The organism is Erwinia sp. Leaf53 (genome assembly GCF_001422605.1).
In the GTDB taxonomy this organism is placed as follows: domain Bacteria; phylum Pseudomonadota; class Gammaproteobacteria; order Enterobacterales; family Enterobacteriaceae; genus Erwinia.
Genome location: NZ_LMLK01000027.1, coordinates 79,695 through 97,929, shown reverse-complemented (window position 1 = coordinate 97,929; position 18,235 = coordinate 79,695). Strand labels below are relative to the sequence as shown.

At 60.5% G+C, this 18,235-nt stretch carries 16 protein-coding genes; 9 read left to right on the top strand and 7 right to left on the bottom strand.

All coding sequences use genetic code 11. The features are described 5' to 3' along the window. Positions 1-101: 101 nt before the first annotated feature. From fadD to ASF13_RS22280, 4 genes are all read right to left on the bottom strand, one after another. Entirely contained in the window at positions 102-1,790 is a 1,689-nt protein-coding gene (gene fadD / locus ASF13_RS22295) for a long-chain-fatty-acid--CoA ligase FadD (RefSeq protein ID WP_146005465.1), read from the bottom strand. Between the two features lie 217 nt (positions 1,791-2,007). Then, on the bottom strand, positions 2,008-2,601 hold the full coding sequence (locus ASF13_RS22290) for a Slp/YeaY family lipoprotein (protein WP_056242041.1): 594 nt from the start codon (positions 2,599-2,601) through the stop codon (positions 2,008-2,010). A gap of 65 nt (positions 2,602-2,666) precedes the next feature. Then, positions 2,667-3,368: a tRNA (adenosine(37)-N6)-threonylcarbamoyltransferase complex dimerization subunit type 1 TsaB gene (tsaB, locus tag ASF13_RS22285; RefSeq protein ID WP_056242038.1), complete on the bottom strand. Its 702-nt coding sequence runs from the start codon at positions 3,366-3,368 to the stop codon at positions 2,667-2,669. Positions 3,369-3,424: 56 nt separating this feature from the next. Further along, the gene (locus tag ASF13_RS22280; RefSeq protein WP_056242035.1) at positions 3,425-5,335 is read right to left on the bottom strand and encodes an ATP-dependent DNA helicase; all 1,911 of its coding nucleotides are present in this window, start codon (positions 5,333-5,335) and stop codon (positions 3,425-3,427) included. A gap of 234 nt (positions 5,336-5,569) precedes the next feature. Between ASF13_RS22280 and ASF13_RS22275 the strand changes: the two genes are divergently transcribed. Then, a complete protein-coding gene (locus ASF13_RS22275) occupies positions 5,570-5,914 on the top strand; it encodes a RidA family protein (protein ID WP_056242032.1) in 345 nt (114 codons plus the stop codon). 110 nt (positions 5,915-6,024) lie between these two features. Here ASF13_RS22275 and ASF13_RS22270 read toward each other — a convergent pair whose 3' ends face one another. Beyond that, positions 6,025-6,264, bottom strand: a complete 240-nt coding sequence (locus tag ASF13_RS22270) for a YoaH family protein (RefSeq protein ID WP_056242029.1) — start codon at positions 6,262-6,264, stop codon at positions 6,025-6,027. Positions 6,265-6,378: 114 nt separating this feature from the next. On the opposite strand from ASF13_RS22270, the gene pabB reads away from it, so the two are divergent. The 4 genes from pabB (at position 6,379) to ASF13_RS22250 (ending at position 11,677) form a co-directional block, all read left to right on the top strand. Continuing rightward, positions 6,379-7,758 carry an aminodeoxychorismate synthase component 1 gene (pabB, locus tag ASF13_RS22265; RefSeq protein WP_056242023.1) on the top strand — a complete coding sequence of 460 codons (1,380 nt, stop codon included), beginning with the start codon at positions 6,379-6,381 and terminating at the stop codon, positions 7,756-7,758. Further along, entirely contained in the window at positions 7,748-8,332 is a 585-nt protein-coding gene (locus ASF13_RS22260) for a CoA pyrophosphatase (RefSeq protein ID WP_056242021.1), read from the top strand. Before pabB ends, ASF13_RS22260 begins: the two co-directional genes overlap by 11 nt. 168 nt (positions 8,333-8,500) lie before the next feature. After that, complete coding sequence (locus ASF13_RS22255) at positions 8,501-9,865, top strand: L-serine ammonia-lyase (RefSeq protein ID WP_056242019.1); 1,365 nt, start codon at positions 8,501-8,503, stop codon at positions 9,863-9,865. 237 nt (positions 9,866-10,102) lie between these two features. Beyond that, positions 10,103-11,677 (top strand): EAL domain-containing protein, encoded by a 1,575-nt coding sequence (locus tag ASF13_RS22250; protein ID WP_056242017.1) that lies wholly within the window; start codon positions 10,103-10,105, stop codon positions 11,675-11,677. Positions 11,678-11,924: 247 nt separating this feature from the next. On the opposite strand, the gene ASF13_RS22245 is transcribed toward ASF13_RS22250, so the two are convergent. Beyond that, positions 11,925-13,490, bottom strand: coding sequence for a TerC family protein (locus ASF13_RS22245; protein WP_056242014.1), 1,566 nt, complete (start codon positions 13,488-13,490; stop codon positions 11,925-11,927). A gap of 500 nt (positions 13,491-13,990) precedes the next feature. Here ASF13_RS22245 and manX point away from each other — a divergent pair, with 500 nt between their 5' ends. From manX to ASF13_RS22225, 4 genes are all read left to right on the top strand, one after another. Further along, positions 13,991-14,953, top strand: a complete 963-nt coding sequence (gene manX, locus ASF13_RS22240) for a PTS mannose transporter subunit IIAB (protein WP_056242010.1) — start codon at positions 13,991-13,993, stop codon at positions 14,951-14,953. A 57-nt stretch (positions 14,954-15,010) separates the two neighbouring features. Next, positions 15,011-15,811, top strand: a complete 801-nt coding sequence (locus tag ASF13_RS22235; protein WP_056242007.1) for a PTS mannose/fructose/sorbose transporter subunit IIC — start codon at positions 15,011-15,013, stop codon at positions 15,809-15,811. 13 nt (positions 15,812-15,824) lie between these two features. Continuing rightward, entirely contained in the window at positions 15,825-16,667 is an 843-nt protein-coding gene (locus tag ASF13_RS22230; protein WP_056242004.1) for a PTS mannose transporter subunit IID, read from the top strand. A 63-nt stretch (positions 16,668-16,730) separates the two neighbouring features. Continuing rightward, the gene (locus ASF13_RS22225) at positions 16,731-17,207 is read left to right on the top strand and encodes a DUF986 family protein (protein WP_056242001.1); all 477 of its coding nucleotides are present in this window, start codon (positions 16,731-16,733) and stop codon (positions 17,205-17,207) included. A 32-nt stretch (positions 17,208-17,239) separates the two neighbouring features. Here the strand turns inward: ASF13_RS22225 and rlmA are convergent, their stop codons facing one another. Beyond that, positions 17,240-18,157 (bottom strand): 23S rRNA (guanine(745)-N(1))-methyltransferase, encoded by a 918-nt coding sequence (gene rlmA / locus ASF13_RS22220; protein WP_056241997.1) that lies wholly within the window; start codon positions 18,155-18,157, stop codon positions 17,240-17,242. Positions 18,158-18,235 lie beyond the last annotated feature (78 nt).

Sequence of the window (18,235 nt, the reverse complement as noted above, 5' to 3'; positions counted from 1 at the left end):
TGTAATTCAAAATTGCATTCTCTCGCCGCAGCGCTGGTTCAGGCCGCGGTCAGCTGGCATTAACGGTTAACGGCCGGGACCCCGGCCGTTAGGTTTTCTGTTCAGGCCGCCGTTGAGCCGGCCTGTTTAATGACTTCATCCCGCAGTTCACGGCGCAGGATCTTGCCGACGTTGGTTTTGGGCAGCTCGTCGCGGAATTCCACGATCCTCGGCACCTTATAGCCGGTCAGGTGTTTTTTGCAGTGGGCGATCAGCTCCTGTTCGCTCAGCGACGGATCCTTCTTAACCACGCAAATTTTGACCGCTTCACCACTGACCTCGCTCGGTACGCCAATGGCAGCGGCTTCGCGCACCTTAGGATGCAGCATCAGCACGTCTTCAATCTCATTCGGATAGACGTTAAAGCCGGAGACGAGGATCATATCTTTTTTGCGATCGATAATACGCATAAAGCCTTCAGGGTCAACGGTAACAATATCGCCGCTGCGAAGCCAACCGTTTCTCATCACCTCGTCGGTGGCGTCCGGCCGCTGCCAGTAGCCGAGCATCACCTGCGGCCCTTTAATGCACAGCTCGCCCGGCTCCCCTTCCGGCACGTCGTTGCCGGCGTCATCGACCAGGCGGATGTCGGTCGAGGGCACCGGCAGGCCGATGCTGCCGTTGTGGCACTTAATATCATAGGGGTTCACCGAGACCAGCGGCGAGCACTCCGTCAGGCCGTAGCCCTCCAGCAGATAGTGGCCGGTGAGCTTTTCCCAGCGCTCGGCGACCGCCTTTTGTACCGCCATGCCGCCGCCTGCCGACAGGCTGAGGGACGAGAAATCGAGCTGATTAAAGTTGGCGTCGTTGAGCAGCGCGTTAAACAGGGTGTTCACCCCGGTGATGGCGGTGAAAGGATAGCGCGCCAGCTCCTTCACCAGCCCCGGGATATCGCGAGGATTGGTGATCAGCAGGTTGGCCCCGCCCAGATCGATAAACAGCAGGCAGTTCACCGTCAGCGCAAAGATATGGTACAGCGGCAGCGCGGTGACCACCGTCTCCTGCCCCTCTTTCAGCAGTGAGCCATAGGTGGCGCGGCTCTGTTCGAGGTTGGCCTGCATATTGCGATGGGTAAGCATCGCCCCTTTGGCCACGCCAGTGGTGCCGCCGGTATACTGCAGAAACGCCAGGTCGTCGTTGGTAATCGCCGGTTTCTGATAAGGCAGTTCTGCGCCGCGCTGCAGCACGTGGCGGAACGAAATCGCCCCCGGCAGATGGTACTTCGGCACCATTTTTTTAATGTATCTGACCACAAAATTCACCAGCGTGCCTTTGACCGGCGAAAGCTGGTCACCCAGCCGGGTGAGGATCACGTGTTTGACCGCGGTGCGGGCCACCACTTTTTCCAGCGTATGGGCAAAATTCGAGACGATAACAATCGCGCTGGCACCGCTGTCGTTGAGCTGATGCTCCAGCTCGCGCGGGGTGTACAGCGGATTAACGTTGACCACGATCATACCGGCGCGCAACACGCCGAACAACGCCACCGGATACTGCAGCAGGTTTGGCATCATCAGCGCCACGCGGTCGCCCTTCTTCAACCCCAGCTCCTGCTGCAGGTAGGCGGCGAACGCCCGGCTGCGCGCGTCCAGCTGCGCGTAGGTCATGCTCTGGCCCATATTGATAAAGGCGGTCTGCTGCGCGTAACGGGCAGAAGCGTACTCGAACAGGTCGATTAGAGAAGCATAACGATCGGCATTAATTTCAGCCGGAACATCGGCGGGGTAACGTTTTAACCAAACCTTATGCAAGCTATCACCTCGGAAACTATTATTGGTTGTCATCGCAGCCTCGGCACGTCGGCATTTGTTAACATTATTTTAACTCAGCGTACCAGTTTGCTGAGCAAACTGTTAAGAGGTTGCGAAGCCCATCACTAAATTTCTCCGTCAGGGAGAAAACAGATAAAAAAAAGGCATATCCGCCATCACACAGCGGATATGCCGTGAATCAGTCCGCACAGGCCGCCTATTCGGTCAGAATGGTCTGTACCTGGGAAGGGCCGGTATTGTAATAGAAGGCCGGTGGTGGCCCCCAGTAGCCGCCACGGTGGCGATAGCCCGGTCCGTACCAGATCCACGGGTCGATCGGTGCCGGTGGTGAAACAATCTGCTGCACCCGGTGCCAGCGCTGGTAGCCGCTAACGTTAACCACCACAAAGTTATAGGACGCGCCGTTGATGCTGCCCTTCTCGGTGCCTTTGATCGGGCCGACCACCGTCACCATCTGGTCGCGGAAATCGACCGGATCGACAAAGCCGTTAATGTCGGCATAAATGCGGCCGATCGAGGCGGACCCCAGACGCGGACGGGCCCCCTCATCCAGCGGCATGGCGGCGATCTCCAGCCGGGTTTTACCGGTCTGGTTGAGCACGTTGACCACCTTGCCGCCGAAGCGCGACTCCTGGCCGGTAAACAGCTGCGGCGCGCCCAGCACGCGGGCCAGGTCCTGCTGCGGCACCGGCGACGAACCTTTGATCGAATCCGGCACGCTGACGCAGCCGGCCAGCAGCAGCGCGGCCGCCAGCAGCAGGCTGCCGGGTAAAAGAGCGGTTCTACGCATTATGTTGTTCTCCCCTGATAACATCACTCTTTTGACTGCACGCGCTGCAAATAGTTGCCGTAACGTTAGTCGCGGCCCGGTAATTTTTTCCACGCCACTTCATTGCGCAGATAGGTCGGCTCGGCGTGTTCCGGTGCTACGCTCAGGCCCGCGGCCAGCGCCTGTACGGCCAGCGGCAGCATATCCTGCGCGCACGGCAGCTCTACCGAACTCATCGTCAGCGTCAGCGGGCTGGCCTCTGCCAGCTGCGGCCAGGCCTTCCAGCCGGTACCGGCGCAGGCCCAGTCACCCTCCAGCGCCGCCATCCGCGCCGCGGCGGCCTCCGGTTTCAACACCGCTTCACTCTGCTCACCCTGCCAGACGCCGTGCGCATCGCGCTGATATTCCGCCCAGTAGACTTCCCCCATGCGGGCGTCGATCGCCACCAGCACCCGGGTTGCCCCGTGCAGCCGCCAGGCGCTCTCGGCCATGGTTTTCAGCGTGGAGACACCCACCAGCGGCAGCCCGGCACCCAGCGCCAGCCCCTGCGCGATACCTATTCCAATGCGTACGCCGGTAAAGCTGCCCGGCCCGCGGCCAAACGCCAGCGCGTCAAGCTGCTGCAGCTGCAGTTCACCCTGCTGCAGGATCTGCTGCACCAGCGGCAGAATGCGCTGGGTATGTTCGCGGGCGCAGAGTTCAAAATGCGCCAGCTGCTGCTGGCCGTTGAGCAACGCAACCGAGCAGGCTTCCGTGGCGGTATCAATGGCTAAAATTCGCGTGGACATCGCAACCTCTGGGGATAAAATTTTTCGGCGCGCATGATAGCATAGCGCGCGGTGAATTACTGCTGCGTCAGCGGTTTAAGAAAGTCGATGGCGCGGGCCAGATCGCGGGTGCGCGGCGCCGGCGGCAGGCTGTTTAAAAACACCGCACCGTACGGGCGCATCACCAGCCGCCCGTCGCAGATCACCAGCACGCCGCGATCGGAGACGTCGCGGATCAGCCGCCCCACCCCCTGCTTCAGGGTGATCACCGCATCCGGCAGCTGCACGTCGTCAAAAGGCTCGCCGCCGCGCAGCTTACAGTCTTCCATGCGCGCCTTCAGCAGCGGATCGTCCGGTGAGGTGAACGGCAGCTTGTCAATGATCACCAGCGACAGCACGTCGCCGCGCACGTCCACCCCTTCCCAGAAGCTGCTGGTGGCCACCAGCAGCGCGTTACCCAGGCTGACGAACTGATGCAGCAGCTGGCCTTTGCTGGTCTCCCCCTGCAGCAGCACCGGCAGCGTCAGGGTGGCGCGAAACTCCGCAGCCACCTCGCGCATCACCTGATGCGAGGTACAGAGAAAGAAGCAGCGCCCGCCGTTGGCCTCGATCAGCGGGCGTAGCGTGCGCGCCAGCAGCCGTGCGCCACCCGGCTGGTTGGGCACCGGCAGGTTACGCGGCACGCACAGCAGCGCCTGCTGCGCGTAGTCAAACGGGCTGTCGAGGATCAGCGTCTCGGCCTCGCCAACGCCCAGCCGCTCGACGAAGTGCCCCATCTGGCCGTTGACCGCCAGGGTGGCCGAGGTGAAGATCCAGCTGGCCGGGCGCTCGTCCATCACCTCACGGAAGCGTTCGGAGACGGAGAGCGGGGTCAGCGCCAGAATAAAGTGGCGGGCGTTACATTCGTACCAGTAGCTGAAGCCCGGCTGGTCAACCTGTTTCAGCCGCTTAAGCCGGCCACGGTAGAGCGCCGCGCGCTCAAAGGCCGCGTCGAGCAGCGCCGAGCGGCCCAGCGACAGTTTAGCCACGTCGTAACAGAGCTCCAGCGCATCGTCCAGCAGCAGCAGCGCGCGCTGAATGTTTTTATCCGCCAGCAGATCGCGCAGGTTACCGCGAAAGCCGGGATCGCCCAGCGCCAGGCGGAAATCAGCAGCCGCCTGCGCCAGCCGGTCAGCGGATTTCTGCAGCTGCTGCACGTCACGCACTTCGGTGCGGTAAGCAATGGTGATGTCTTTGGCGAGGTCCAGCAGCTGGCGGCTGGAGAGCTGCTGACCAAAATACTGGCTGGCAATGTCCGGTACCTGATGGGCTTCATCGAAGATCATCACGTCAGCCTCGGGGATCAGTTCGGCAAAGCCGCTCTCCTTAACCACCATATCGGCGAGGAACAGGTGATGGTTGACCACGATCACGTCGGCCTCCATCGCCTTACGGCGCGCCTTAACCACAAAGCACTCTTTATACTGCGGGCAGTCGCTGCCAAGGCAGTTATCGTTGGTGCTGGTCACCAGCGGCCAGATCGGGCTGTCTTCCGCCACGCCACCGCAGGTGCTGATGTCGCCTTCGACGGTTTCATTTGACCAGCCGCGCAGGTGTACGAGGTCGCTCATCGCCTGCACCGCCAGATCGCCGCCGGCCAGCGACTGCTGCTCCAGCCGTTCCAGGCAGAGGTAGTTGGAGCGCCCTTTCAGCAACGCCAGCTGCCCTTTAAACTTCAGCGCCTTTGCCACGGTGGGCAGGTCACGGCTGTAGAGCTGATCCTGCAGCGCCTTGGAACCGGTGGAAACGATCACTTTTTTGCCGGCGCGCAGCGCCGGAGCCAGGTAGGCGTAAGTTTTGCCGGTCCCGGTCCCCGCTTCCACCACCAGCTCGTGGCGACCGTCAATCGCCCGCTCAACGGCAGCGGCCATCAGCCGCTGCGGCTCACGCGGTTTAAAGCCGGGAATCGCCTTCGCCAGCGCGCCGTCTACTGCAAAATCGTCTGCCACATTACCTCACCGGCTACTAAAAACTACTGTGGATTATGTCAGTATTGCCCGACTGATGCAAAAGCAGGCGGCACCGGCCCTGCGGGGGATGGGCTACCGCCTGCGGGCAGCAAAGGGGGAAAAATGCCCGTAGTGCGTCTGCACACCCTGCCACCGCGTTGCAATGCGGCGTGACAGCAACCGGCCCTTTATGCCAGGCTAGCGCGGTTTCGCATTCTGCAAAAGGAGCAGCACATGACCATTGAACGTCTCGACCCCGAGCACCGCATGTCGGAAGCCGTCATTCACAACGACACCATTTACTACACCAGCGTGCCGGAAAACCTCGACGCCGACGCGGAAGCCCAGACCGCCAACGCGCTGGCGGTGATCGACCGCATCCTGGCGCGCGCCGGATCCGATAAGAGCCGCATTCTGGATGCGACCATTTTCCTGGTGAACAAAGAGGACTTCGCCGCCATGAACCGGGCGTGGGATGCGTGGGTATCACCGGGCAACGCGCCGGTGCGCTGTACGGTGCAGGCTAATCTGATGCACCCGCAGTATCTGGTTGAGATCAAAGTGATCGCCGCGAAGTAACACCGGCGCACAGTCGGGGCGGGGGCAGCGGCGCTACGCGCGCCCTCGTCTTGGTGCGGATCGGCCAGGTGCGGCAGGCCGGCACCCCGATCCGGAGCAATGATAATGATTCAGTACTGGTCGTCTTCGTCTTCGTCGTCTTTATCGTCACGGTCTGGATCGGCGACATAGTCCTCTTCATCGTCGTCGAACATCACCGCAACGTGGCCGCCGGTGTGGGTGCTGCGGATCTCCGCCGCCACCAGACCGATCGCCTGGCCACTGCTCATCCCCTGCGCCATCAGTTCCTGAATGCGCTCGACGGCCTGCTGTTGCTGCTCATAGCTGAGCGCGGGTAAACCTGAAAACATAATGACTCCTGTTAATTTGCCCGGCGGATTATTCCACGGCTGACAAAGAGATGCCAGCGGCAGAAAAATATGCCAGGCTGGCAGCCCTGTAACCGATCACCCTGCTGAAATCTCATGTTACCTGTTTATCATGCGCTTCCCTATACGCCCGACGCCGCCGGGCTGCTGTTTGCCCGTCTTGCCCATCTGCCGTGGGCGATGCTGCTGCACTCCGGATTTGCCGAGCACGCCGACAACCGTTTCGATATCCTGGTCGCCGAGCCGCGCATCACCCTGACCACCCGCGGCGACAGCACGACCATCGCCGACGGCGACCGGCAGCAGGTCTCCGGTGAGGATCCGCTGCTGTTGCTGCAGCAGCAGCTGGGCGCCTGCGGGCTGACCGCCGACTGGCGCGAGGATCTGCCGTTCCAGGGCGGCGCGCTCGGCCTGTTCGGCTACGATCTCGGCCGCCGCTTTGAAACGCTGCCGCAACAGGCGACGGCGCAGCTGACCACGCCGGATATGGCGGTGGGCATCTACGACTGGGCGCTGATCGCCGATCACCATCGGCAGGCGCTGACGCTGGTGGTGCACGGCGATCTGCAAGCGCGCCTCGACTGGCTGCAGGTGCAGCAGGCCCCGGCCGTTGAGGATTTTCGCCTGACCGGCGACTGGCAGTCGAATATGTCGCGCGAAGAGTACGGCGATAAATTCCGCCAGATCCAGCAGTGGCTGCTGGCCGGCGACTGTTATCAGGTTAACCTGGCACAGCGCTTCACCGCCCCGTACCGCGGTAACGAATGGCAGGCCTTCCGCCGGCTGTGCGCCGCAAACCGCGCGCCGTTCAGCGCCTTTATCCGTCTTGCCGACAGCGCGGTGCTCAGCCTTTCGCCGGAGCGTTTTATCCGCCTGGAGCAGGGCGAAATCGAAACCCGGCCGATCAAGGGCACCCTGCCCCGGCTGGACGATGCCGCCGCCGATCGCCTGCAGGCCGAACGGCTCGCCCGCTCGCCAAAAGACCGCAGCGAAAACCTGATGATCGTCGATCTGCTGCGTAACGACATCGGCCGGGTGGCGACGCCCGGCAGCGTTAAGGTGCCTGAGCTGTTTGTGGTGGAGCCGTTCCCGGCCGTGCACCATCTGGTCAGCACCATTACTGCCACCCTGCAGCCGCAGCTGAGCGCCTGCGATCTGCTGCGCGCCTGCTTCCCTGGAGGCTCGATCACCGGCGCGCCCAAGGTGCGGGCGATGCAGATCATTGAGGAACTTGAGCCGCAGCGGCGTAACGCCTGGTGCGGCAGCATCGGCTACCTCAGCCTGTGCGGGCGGATGGACAGCAGCATTACTATTCGCACGCTGATTGCCGAAGCGGGTAGCCTGTACTGTGCCGCTGGCGGCGGCATCGTTGCCGACAGCGAGGAAGCCGCCGAGTACCAGGAAACCTTCGACAAAGTGAGACGTATTTTGCCCCATTTGACCAGCGATGACGAGGAGGCGCGCGATGAACGCTAACCTGCCGCTGGAGCGCTTTCTGGCGCGCTTTGTGCTGCAGCCGCCGCACGCTGCCGCGCCGTTACGGCCGCTGCGCGAGGCCGCAGTGCTGGTGCCGGTGGTGGCTCATCCGTCACCGACCCTGCTGCTGACCCGCCGCGCTGCCAGCCTGCGTAAACACGCCGGCCAGGTGGCTTTTCCCGGCGGCATGCGCGACAGCAGCGACAGCTCGCTGGTGATGACCGCGCTGCGGGAAGCCGAAGAGGAGGTGGCGCTGCCCGCTTCGGCGGTCCGGGTGGTCGGCGTGCTGCCGCCGGTGACCAGCAGCACCGGCTTTGCCGTCACCCCGGTGCTCGGCATCGTGTCGCCGGGTATCGCCTGGCAGCCGAACGCCGGCGAAGTGGAGTCTGTTTTTGAGATGCCGCTGGAGGAGGCGCTGCGCACCGGGCGCTACTCGCCGTTCGACTTCATCCGCAACGGCAGCGACCAGCGCGTCTGGCTGTCATGGTTCGACGACTACTTTATCTGGGGTATGACCGCCGGTATCATCCGCCAGCTGAGCCTGCAGGTGGCAAAAACGGCGCAAAGCGGTTAAAATAGTAACATATGTCGGTCAGAATCGCGTCTTTCCATTATATTTAACTGCTTTGTTGCCGTATGGCGATCCAAATCACTGCAAGTCTGTGGGTTTTCATTTATATTTCACCCAATTTTGTGAGTACACCAGGTCACAGCGTATCAATACCCCTAAGGAGCGTTTAACGTGATTAGCGTTTTCGACATGTTTAAGATCGGCATTGGCCCGTCCAGTTCGCACACGGTTGGCCCAATGAAAGCCGGCAAACAGTTTGTCGACGATTTGGTCAACAACCGCCAGCTGTCCTCGGTTACGCGGATCGCCGTCGACGTCTATGGCTCCCTGTCACTGACCGGGAAGGGCCACCACACCGATATCGCCATCATTATGGGCCTCTCCGGCGCGATGCCGGATACCGTGGATATCGACAGCATTCCCGGCTTTATCCGTGACGTGGAAGCACGCCAGCGCCTGCTGCTGGCCAACGGTGCCCACGAGGTCGACTTCCCGCGCGAAGGCGGCATGGTGTTCCGCAGCGATAACCTCTCCCTGCATGAAAACGGCATGAGCATCCACGCTTACGCCGGCGAACTGAAAATCTACAGCAAGACCTACTATTCGGTCGGCGGTGGTTTTATCGTTGATGAAGAGAACTACGGTAAATCTACGCTGAGCACGGTGTCGGTGCCCTACCCGTTCCACTCGGCTAAAGAGATGCTGGGCCACTGCCAGCAGAACGGCATGTCGCTCTCCGGCATGGTGATGAAAAACGAGCTGGCGCTGCACACCCGCGAAGAGATCGAAGGCTACTTCGCCGCCGTCTGGCAGACCATGCGCGACTGTATCGATCGCGGCCTGAACACCGAAGGCGTACTGCCCGGCCCGCTGCGCGTTCCGCGTCGTGCCTCGGCGCTGCGCCGCCTGCTGGTTTCGTCGGACAAACTCTCCAGCGACCCGATGAACGTGATTGACTGGGTGAACATGTTCGCGCTGGCGGTCAACGAAGAGAACGCCGCCGGTGGCCGGGTAGTCACCGCACCGACTAACGGCGCCTGTGGCATCGTGCCGGCGGTGCTGGCCTACTATGACCACTTTATTCAGCCGGTGACGACCGATGTTTTCGTACGTTACTTTATGGCCTGCGGCACGATCGGCATCCTTTATAAGATGAATGCGTCAATCTCCGGTGCCGAAGTCGGCTGCCAGGGCGAAGTGGGCGTGGCCTGTTCGATGGCGGCCGCGGGCCTTGCCGAGCTGCTGGGAGCCAGCCCGGAGCAGGTGTGCGTGGCGGCAGAGATCGGCATGGAGCATAACCTCGGCCTGACCTGCGACCCGGTAGCGGGCCAGGTGCAGGTGCCGTGCATTGAGCGCAACGCGATTGCCTCGGTGAAGGCGATCAACTCCGCGCGAATGGCGATGCGCCGTACCAGCGAAGCCCGTGTTTCGCTGGATAAAGTCATTGAGACCATGTACGAAACCGGTAAAGACATGAACGCCAAATATCGCGAAACCTCGCGTGGCGGGCTGGCCATTAAAGTCCAGTGTGACTGACCCGAAAACGCCACCGCAACGGTGGCGTTTTTTTTGTTGTTTTGTAAAAAAACTTCCGCTACCCGCTATCTCCCAATCCGGGAAACGGCTAGAGTGTCTGCGCGTGTTTTGTGAGAGTAAGTGCCTGTTTTACTGCCACTCAGCTTTTCTCTTCAGCACTACTAAACTTAATGTCTCACTGGCCGATAACAGTTATTCGGTCTCTGTATACGCGTCTTGCTCTGAGGGTGGTTACTGATGCAAATGTCCCAGGAAGTTTTAGGACAGTTTCGCCGTAAGCGATTTCTTATCGCTGCGGTTGTTGCCGCATTGGTGCTTATTCTCACCCTCTCTCTGCGCTATATGGAAGAGAAAGGTCGAATCGAGCAGCAGTCACGCACCTTTGCTTACAACGCCATTCAACGCTTTGACCGTATGTTCTCGCCGCTTGACGTTGCAGCTAATAACACCCTCGGCCTGGTCGGATTAAGCTGCGAACAGGTGCGTTTCCCGCTGGTTGAAAAACTGGCGATGCTGCAGACCGTTCGTTCGGTGCTGCTGGTCGATGACGACCGCATCTACTGCTCAAGTATCTACGGCAGCGTCAGCATCCCCTTCAGCGATACCTATCCGGAACTGGCGGTCAATAATCAGCGCATGAAGCTGGCGGTGGATCAGGACCTGCTGAAAGGATCGCCGGTGCTGCTGCTGTGGACGCCGCGCTCGCTGGATAACCGCTCAGGCATTATGCAGGTGGTGAACATTGAGCTGATGACCAACTACCTGCTGGAACCGACGCTGCCGTGGGTTGAAAGGGCGATTTTTAAGGTCGCCGGCAAGAGCCTTGAGTACGGCAACCCGATGATCGAAGAGGCGGTTCCCTCAGAAGACGAGGTCAGCGTAGAGCAGGCCTCGTTGCGTTATCCGTTCACCATTACCCTGTTTGGCCCGTCACCGGCCCGGCTGGCGCTGGTCACCGTGCCTTCGCAGCTGCCGCTGGCGCTGCTGCTCAGCATGCTGATGGGCTACATCGTCTGGCTGGCCACCGCTAACCGTATGAGCCTCTCCTGGCAGATCAGCTACGGCATCACCGCCCGCGAATTTATGGTCTATGCCCAGCCGCTGATCAACGCCCGCACCGGGGCCTGCGACGGTATCGAACTGCTGCTGCGCTGGCACAACCCGCGCCAGGGGTGGATCCCGCCTGACGTGTTTATCCCGCTGGCCGAGCGGCAGAATCTGATTGCGCCGCTGACCCGCTTTGTGATCGGTGAAGCGGTGCGCCACCTGCCCTCCTTACCTGCCCGCAACAGCTTCCATATCGCCATCAACGTTGCCGCCAGCCACTTCCATGACAAAGCAATTATCGACGACCTGCAGAGCCTGTGGTGGCCGGCCAATCCAAAACCGCAGCTGATCGTCGAGCTGACCGAGCGCGACTCGCTGCCGGTGGTCGATCAGCGGGTGGTGTCACACCTGCACGAAATCGGCGTGCAGCTGGCGATCGATGATTTTGGCACCGGCCACAGCTCGCTCTCCTACCTGAAGACCCTCAGCCCGGATATTCTCAAAATTGATAAGGTGTTCACCGCCGCCATCGGCACCGACGCCATTAACGCCACCGTAACCGATATGGTGATTTCTCTCGCCCAGCGGCTGAACATCAGCCTGGTGGCCGAAGGGGTGGAAACCGCGGAGCAGGCTGAGTATCTGCGCGAACGCGGCGTCGACGTGCTGCAGGGTTATTTCTACGCCCGCCCGATGCCGCTGGCAGATATTCCGGACTGGCTGGTGGATCATGAGGCGCATCTGCGTACGCCAGCGCACGTCTGAATTGCTGATTACCGATCGGTGAGTGCTGAGCGCTGAAAGCCAGGAAAGGACCTGATTCACAGACTGGCTGAGTTGCGGGGCTGGTGTGCTGCTTAGCTGCTTAGCTGCTTAGTGACAGAATGACAGAATGACAGAATGACAGAATGACAGAATGACAGAATGACAGAATGACAGAATGACAGAATGAAGGATAAAGAAAAGGCCGGGTCAATAACCCGGCCTTTTTATTTCCCGCAACGCGGGCAGATTACTCGTCGTGCTCGCCTTCGTGCTCATCGCGCTGGCGGGTCACCCTGACCAGATCGACACGATAGTCGGTGGCTTCAATAATCTGGAAGCTTAGCGGCGCCATCTCAATCACCTCGCCCGGCTGCGGCAGCTGACCTTTCTGTGCAATCAGCAGGCCCGCCAGCGAAGCGTGGTCATCTTCCGGTTTCACCAGCACGTCGGTATCCAGCAACTGCTGCAGGGAGTGCAGGTCGGTACCGCCCTTCACCAGCCAGCCGTCGCCGTCGGCGATAATATCCGGGGTTTCATCCTCGTCCGGGAACTCACCGGCGATCGCTTCCAGCACGTCCAGCGGCGTAATCAGCCCCTGTACCACGCCAAATTCGCTGGTGACCACCACAAAGCTGCCCTTGGCACGGCGCAGCACGCCCAGCAGGTTCAGCGGGTCAAGAGTATCAGGCACGATAATCGGCGGGGTCGCCGCCGCGAAGGTGGCCACGTCCACGCCGTGATCCAGCGCCACCAGGAGCTCTTTCGCCCGCACCACGCCGATCACCTCATCCAGCTCGCCGCGGCACACCGGGAACAGGCTGTGCGGGGTGTCGAGCAGCTGAATACGGATCTCATCCGCCGGACGGCTGGCATCCACCCACGAGATATTGCCGCGCGGGGTCATAATGCTGCGCACCGAGCGCGAGGCCAGGGTCAGCACGCCGTTAATCATGTAACGCTCTTCGTCTTTAAACGCTTCCTGCGGCAGCGCGGCAGAGACTTCGCTGCTCTCGCTGCTGTGGTTTTCGCTCTGGCGACGGCCGCCCATCAGACGCTGAATCGCCTCTGCGGTACGTTCACGCATCGGCCGGTGCGCCTGGTGGCGTACAAAGTTACGCCGCGCAATCTGGTTAAACAGCTCAATCAGCACCGAGAAGCCAATCGCCGCGTACAGGTAGCCTTTCGGAATGTGGAAACCGAAGCCTTCCGCCATCAGGCTGAGGCCGATCATCAGCAGGAAGCTGAGGCACAGTACCACCACGGTAGGATGCGCGTTGACGAAGCGGGTCAGCGGCTTTGAGGCCAGCAGCATCACGCCCATGGCGATCACCACGGCGGTCATCATCACGGCCAGGTTATTCACCATGCCTACGGCGGTAATCACCGCGTCCAGCGAGAAGACGGCATCGAGGATCACGATCTGCACCACCACCGCCCAGAAACTGGCATAACCTTTGTTACCCCCGCCGTGGCTATCGCGGTTTTCCAGCCGTTCATGAAGCTCCATCGTCGCCTTGAACAGCAGGAACAGCCCCCCCAGCAACAGGATCAGATCGCGGCCGGAGAAGGTCAGGCTGCCCACGCTGAACAGCGGCGTGGTGAGCGTCACGATCCATGAGATCAGCGACAGCAGGCCCAGGCGCATTATCAGCGCCAGCGAGAGTCCGATCAGTCGCGCTTTGTCACGCTGCTTAGGCGGCAGCTTGTCGGCAAGGATGGCGATAAACACCAGGTTATCAATACCGAGCACGATCTCCAGTACGATCAGCGTGAGAAGACCTACCCAGATTGAGGGGTCTAAGAGAAATTCCATGACAGACTCCGGAAAAAGGTACAGGAAGACGCAGCAGACGTTCGCATGAGCGTGCAGCAGGCATTAACTGGGGTAAACGACAGGGTGGTGTCGGCAGAGATAAGCAGATCCGTAGAGCCCGGCGGCATGATTAAACGACTTCGGTGACAGTCCATGGGGAGGGCTGAGGCCCGTTACTCCTGTTTGAAAAAGGATCCTTACTTTAGCAGCAGAAAACGGCCGGTCAAATCTTTTATCACCCGCACCGGGTAAACCATTGTCAATGCAGGTCGACCACGGCGGTATTGTGCGCATAAAGCCTCTAAATTACTGAGCAAGGTCACATAATTTATTTTTTCACCTACTAAAATAAATCCCGGTATTGCTGGCTTTGGTTAGCTATGCTGAATAATCAACCGATCACCGTTCTACAGAAGGACAGGCTAGCAAGCTGAAAAAGACAGAAAATCTGATGCGGCCCTGACTCCAGGGGTCGTCGCCAACCGGAAAGGAGGGTGCAAGTGACTATTGCGATTGTAATTGGCACACACGGCTGGGCAGCGGAACAACTGCTGAAAACCGCCGAAATGTTGCTGGGAGAACAGGACAACGTTGGCTGGATCGACTTTGTTCCCGGTGAGAACGCGGAAACGCTGATTGAGAAGTATCAACAACGACTGAGCCAGCTGGATACCGCTCAGGGGGTGTTGTTCCTGGTGGACACCTGGGGCGGCAGCCCGTTTAACGCCGCCAGCCGGCTGGTGGTGGATCAGGCCCTGCACGACGTGGTGGCCGGGGTGAATATCCCGATGCTGGTGGAAGTGCTGATGGCGCGGGATGACAACCCGACCTTCGACGAACTGGTGGCGCTGGCGGTGGAAACCGGCCGCGAAGGCGTAAAAGCGCTGAAGGCCCCGGCGGCGGAAGCCGTCGTTAAGCGCCCCGCCCCAAATGCCACCACTGCCCCGGCGGCCCCCCTGCAACCCGGTGAGCGGATGAAGATTGGCCTGGCGCGCATTGACGATCGCCTGATCCACGGCCAGGTTGCCACCCGCTGGACCAAAGAGACCAACGTCAGCCGCATTATCGTGGTCAGTGACGAGGTGGCCGCCGACCACGTGCGCAAAACGCTGCTCACCCAGGTGGCACCGCCCGGCGTCACCGCCCACGTGGTCGACGTAGCAAAAATGATCCGCGTGTGGGATAACCCGAAATACGCCGGTGAAAAAGTGATGCTGCTGTTCACCAATCCGACCGACGTCGAGCGCCTGGTGGAACAGGGCGTGGCGATCACCACGGTCAATATTGGCGGCATGGCTTTTCGCCAGGGCAAAACCCAGGTGAACAATGCCGTTTCGGTAGACGAGAAAGACATCGCCGCGTTTAAAAAACTGCACGCGCGGGGTATTGAGCTGGAAGTGCGTAAGGTGTCCGGCGACCCGCGGCTGAAAATGATGGATTTACTGGCCAAACTCAATCCGTAACCGGTGCTGCCGGGCGCGCGTAGCCGCGCCGTTCTGGCAATCCAGAGGAGAAGTGTGATGGAGATTACCACGCTACAAATTGTGCTGATATTTATCGTCGCCTGTATTGCGGGCATGGGGTCAATCCTCGATGAATTTCAGTTTCACCGGCCGCTGGTGGCCTGTACGTTGATCGGTATCGTGCTCGGCGATATGAAAACCGGGATTATTATCGGCGGTACGCTGGAGATGATTGCGCTGGGCTGGATGAATATCGGTGCCGCGGTGGCACCGGATGCCGCGCTGGCGTCAATTATCTCCACCATTCTGGTTATCGCCGGTGGGCAGAGCGTTGGCGCGGGTATTGCGCTGGCGATCCCGCTGGCCGCGGCGGGCCAGGTGCTGACCATCATCGTGCGTACCGTTACCGTGGCCTTCCAGCACGCGGCGGATAAAGCGGCGGAGAAAGGCAACCTCAGCGCTATTTCGTGGATCCACGTCTCGGCGCTGGTGCTGCAGGCGATGCGTATCGCCATTCCGGCGCTGATCGTGGCGGTTTCCGTCGGCACCCACGCCGTGCAGGAGATGCTTAACGCCATTCCTGATGTGGTGACCAACGGCCTGAATATCGCCGGTGGGATGATCGTGGTGGTCGGTTACGCGATGGTGATCAACATGATGCGTGCCGGCTATCTGATGCCGTTCTTCTACCTGGGGTTCGTCACCGCCGCCTTTACCAGCTTTAACCTGGTGGCGCTGGGGGTGATTGGCGTGGTGATGGCGATTCTGTACATCCAGCTGGCACCGAAATATAACCGTGTTGCCGGTGCGCAGTCCGCCTCTCCGGTTCATAACGACCTCGACAACGAACTCGATTAAGGAGCGGTGAACAATGAGTGACATCACAACGCCAAAAAAACTGACGCCGGGCGACGTCCGCAGCGTGTTTCTGCGCTCTAACCTGTTCCAGGGATCGTGGAACTTTGAACGTATGCAGGCGCTGGGCTTCTGCTACTCGATGGTACCGGTGATCAGACGCCTCTACCCGGAGAACAACGACGAGCGTAAACAGGCGATCAAACGCCATCTGGAGTTCTTTAACACCCATCCTTACGTGGCCGCCCCGGTGCTCGGTGTCACCATGGCGATGGAAGAGCAGCGTGCCAACGGCGCGGCGATCGACGACGCGGCGATCAACGGCATCAAGGTTGGCCTGATGGGGCCGCTGGCCGGGGTCGGTGACCCGATCTTCTGGGGCACCGTGCGGCCGGTGTTTGCCGCGCTGGGGGCCGGGATTGCCATGAGCGGCAGTCTGCTGGGGCCGCTGCTGTTCTTCGTGCTGTTTAACCTGGTACGTCTGCTGGTGCGTTATTACGGCGTGGCTTACGGCTATCGTAAAGGGGTGGATATCGTTAACGATATGGGCGGCGGCTTCCTGCAGAAACTGACGGAAGGAGCGTCGATTCTCGGCCTGTTTGTGATGGGGGCGCTGGTTAACAAATGGACCCACGTTGACGTGCCGCTGGTGGTCTCGCGCATAACCGACCAGACCGGCAAAACCACCGTCACCACCGTCCAGTCAATTCTCGATCAGCTGATGCCGGGGCTGATCCCGCTGCTGCTGACCTTCGGCTGTATGTGGCTGCTGCGCCGTAAGGTCAACCCGCTGTGGATCATCATCGGCTTCTTTGTGATTGGTATCTTTGGTTACTGGGTGGGCCTGCTGGGCGTATAAGCGCGCCGTCAGAGTATGCTGTCATCGGGCCGGCTTTTGCCGGCCCTTATTATGGAGGTGGTTATGTCACTGACTGACGTTGTATTACTGGTCTTTATCCTGCTGATTCTGCTTTATGGTCTTTACGACGAGCTGGTGATGCCGCTACGGCACGGCCCCACCCGGCTCAAAATTTTACTGCAGCGCCGCAGCAAGCTGGACAGCCTGATCTTTCTCGGCCTGCTGGCGATCCTGATCTGGCAGAACCTGAGTAACGCCGGACCGCAGTTGACCCTGCTGCTGCTGATGGCGCTGGCGGTACTTGCCATCTGGCTGTTCTGGATCCGCGCTCCAAAACTGCTGTTTAAAGACCAGGGCTTTTTTTACGCCAACGTCTTTATCCGCAATGAGCGCATCAGCGCCATCAACCTGTCGGAAGACGGCGTGCTGGTGATTACGCTGGAAAAAAGACGCCTGCTGATCCACGTGCGTCAGCTCGACGATCTGGAGACCATCTACCGGTTTATGCTGACCAGCAGCCAGGAAGGTCAGCCCCTCTGACACGGTGCATCAGGTAGTTCAGGCCGTCGCTTTTATTGCTGTTCCCGATCTTCCTGCTGCTTCTGCTGTTCCTGAGCATCCTGCTGCCCCTCAGCGTCCTGCTCCCGGGCCAGCTCGGCCACCGGCAGTGCCCCGGCCGCCCGCTGCCACAGGCGCAGGGTGAAGTCGGCCTCGCAGGCAAAAGCGTCGGTGGTGGCCAGAATGCCCCACACTTCCGGGCGCGCCCGCCATGCGAATGGCGTCATCTGCAGCAACGCGGCCGACTCCTCACTGTTCAGCGTCATCGGGTAGCTGAGCGACTGCTCCTGCTGCAGGCTGAAACCGGGCATCTGCTCCGGTGTGGTGTCGTGCAGCTGTACGTCCTGGTAAATCAGCGCTTTAAACTGAATCAGATGTCGCGGGCCGGGGGTGACGGTCAGCACGTAGCCGCCCGGTTTCACCACCCGCGCCAGCTCTTCGGCCTTGCATGGGGCATAGATGCGCAGCACCGCGTCAAACTGCGCCTCGGCAAACGGCAGCCGGTGGCTTGACGCAACGCAAAACTCAACGTTGTGATAGCGTTTAGCCCCGGAGCGTACGGCGATCTTCGCCACGTCCAGCCCCCAGACTACCGCCTCACCCTGCGCCTGCAGCCGGCTGGCCACCGCCTGGGTGTAGTACCCTTCCCCACAGCCGATATCAAGCACCTTCGCCGCGCCCGACGGCAGGATGCCGGCCAGCAGATCGCACACCTGCTGCTGCAGCGGTTGATAGTGACCGGCGTCGAGGAAATCACGCCGCGCCTGCATCATCTCCGCATTGTCGCCAGGCTGGCGTGAGCGTTTATGTTGTACCGGTAGCAGATTGACATACCCCTCCTTCGCACGATCGAACTGATGCTGGTTGGCACAGCGCCAGCTGCGCTGCTCAAAGGTCAGCGGCTGCTGGCAGAGGGGGCACTGATACGACATAAAGACTCTCCGGGGAAAATGACGGCGGCAGTCTACTGCAAATCTGCTGGCAGGGGCAGCCAAATCTTGCAGGCAACA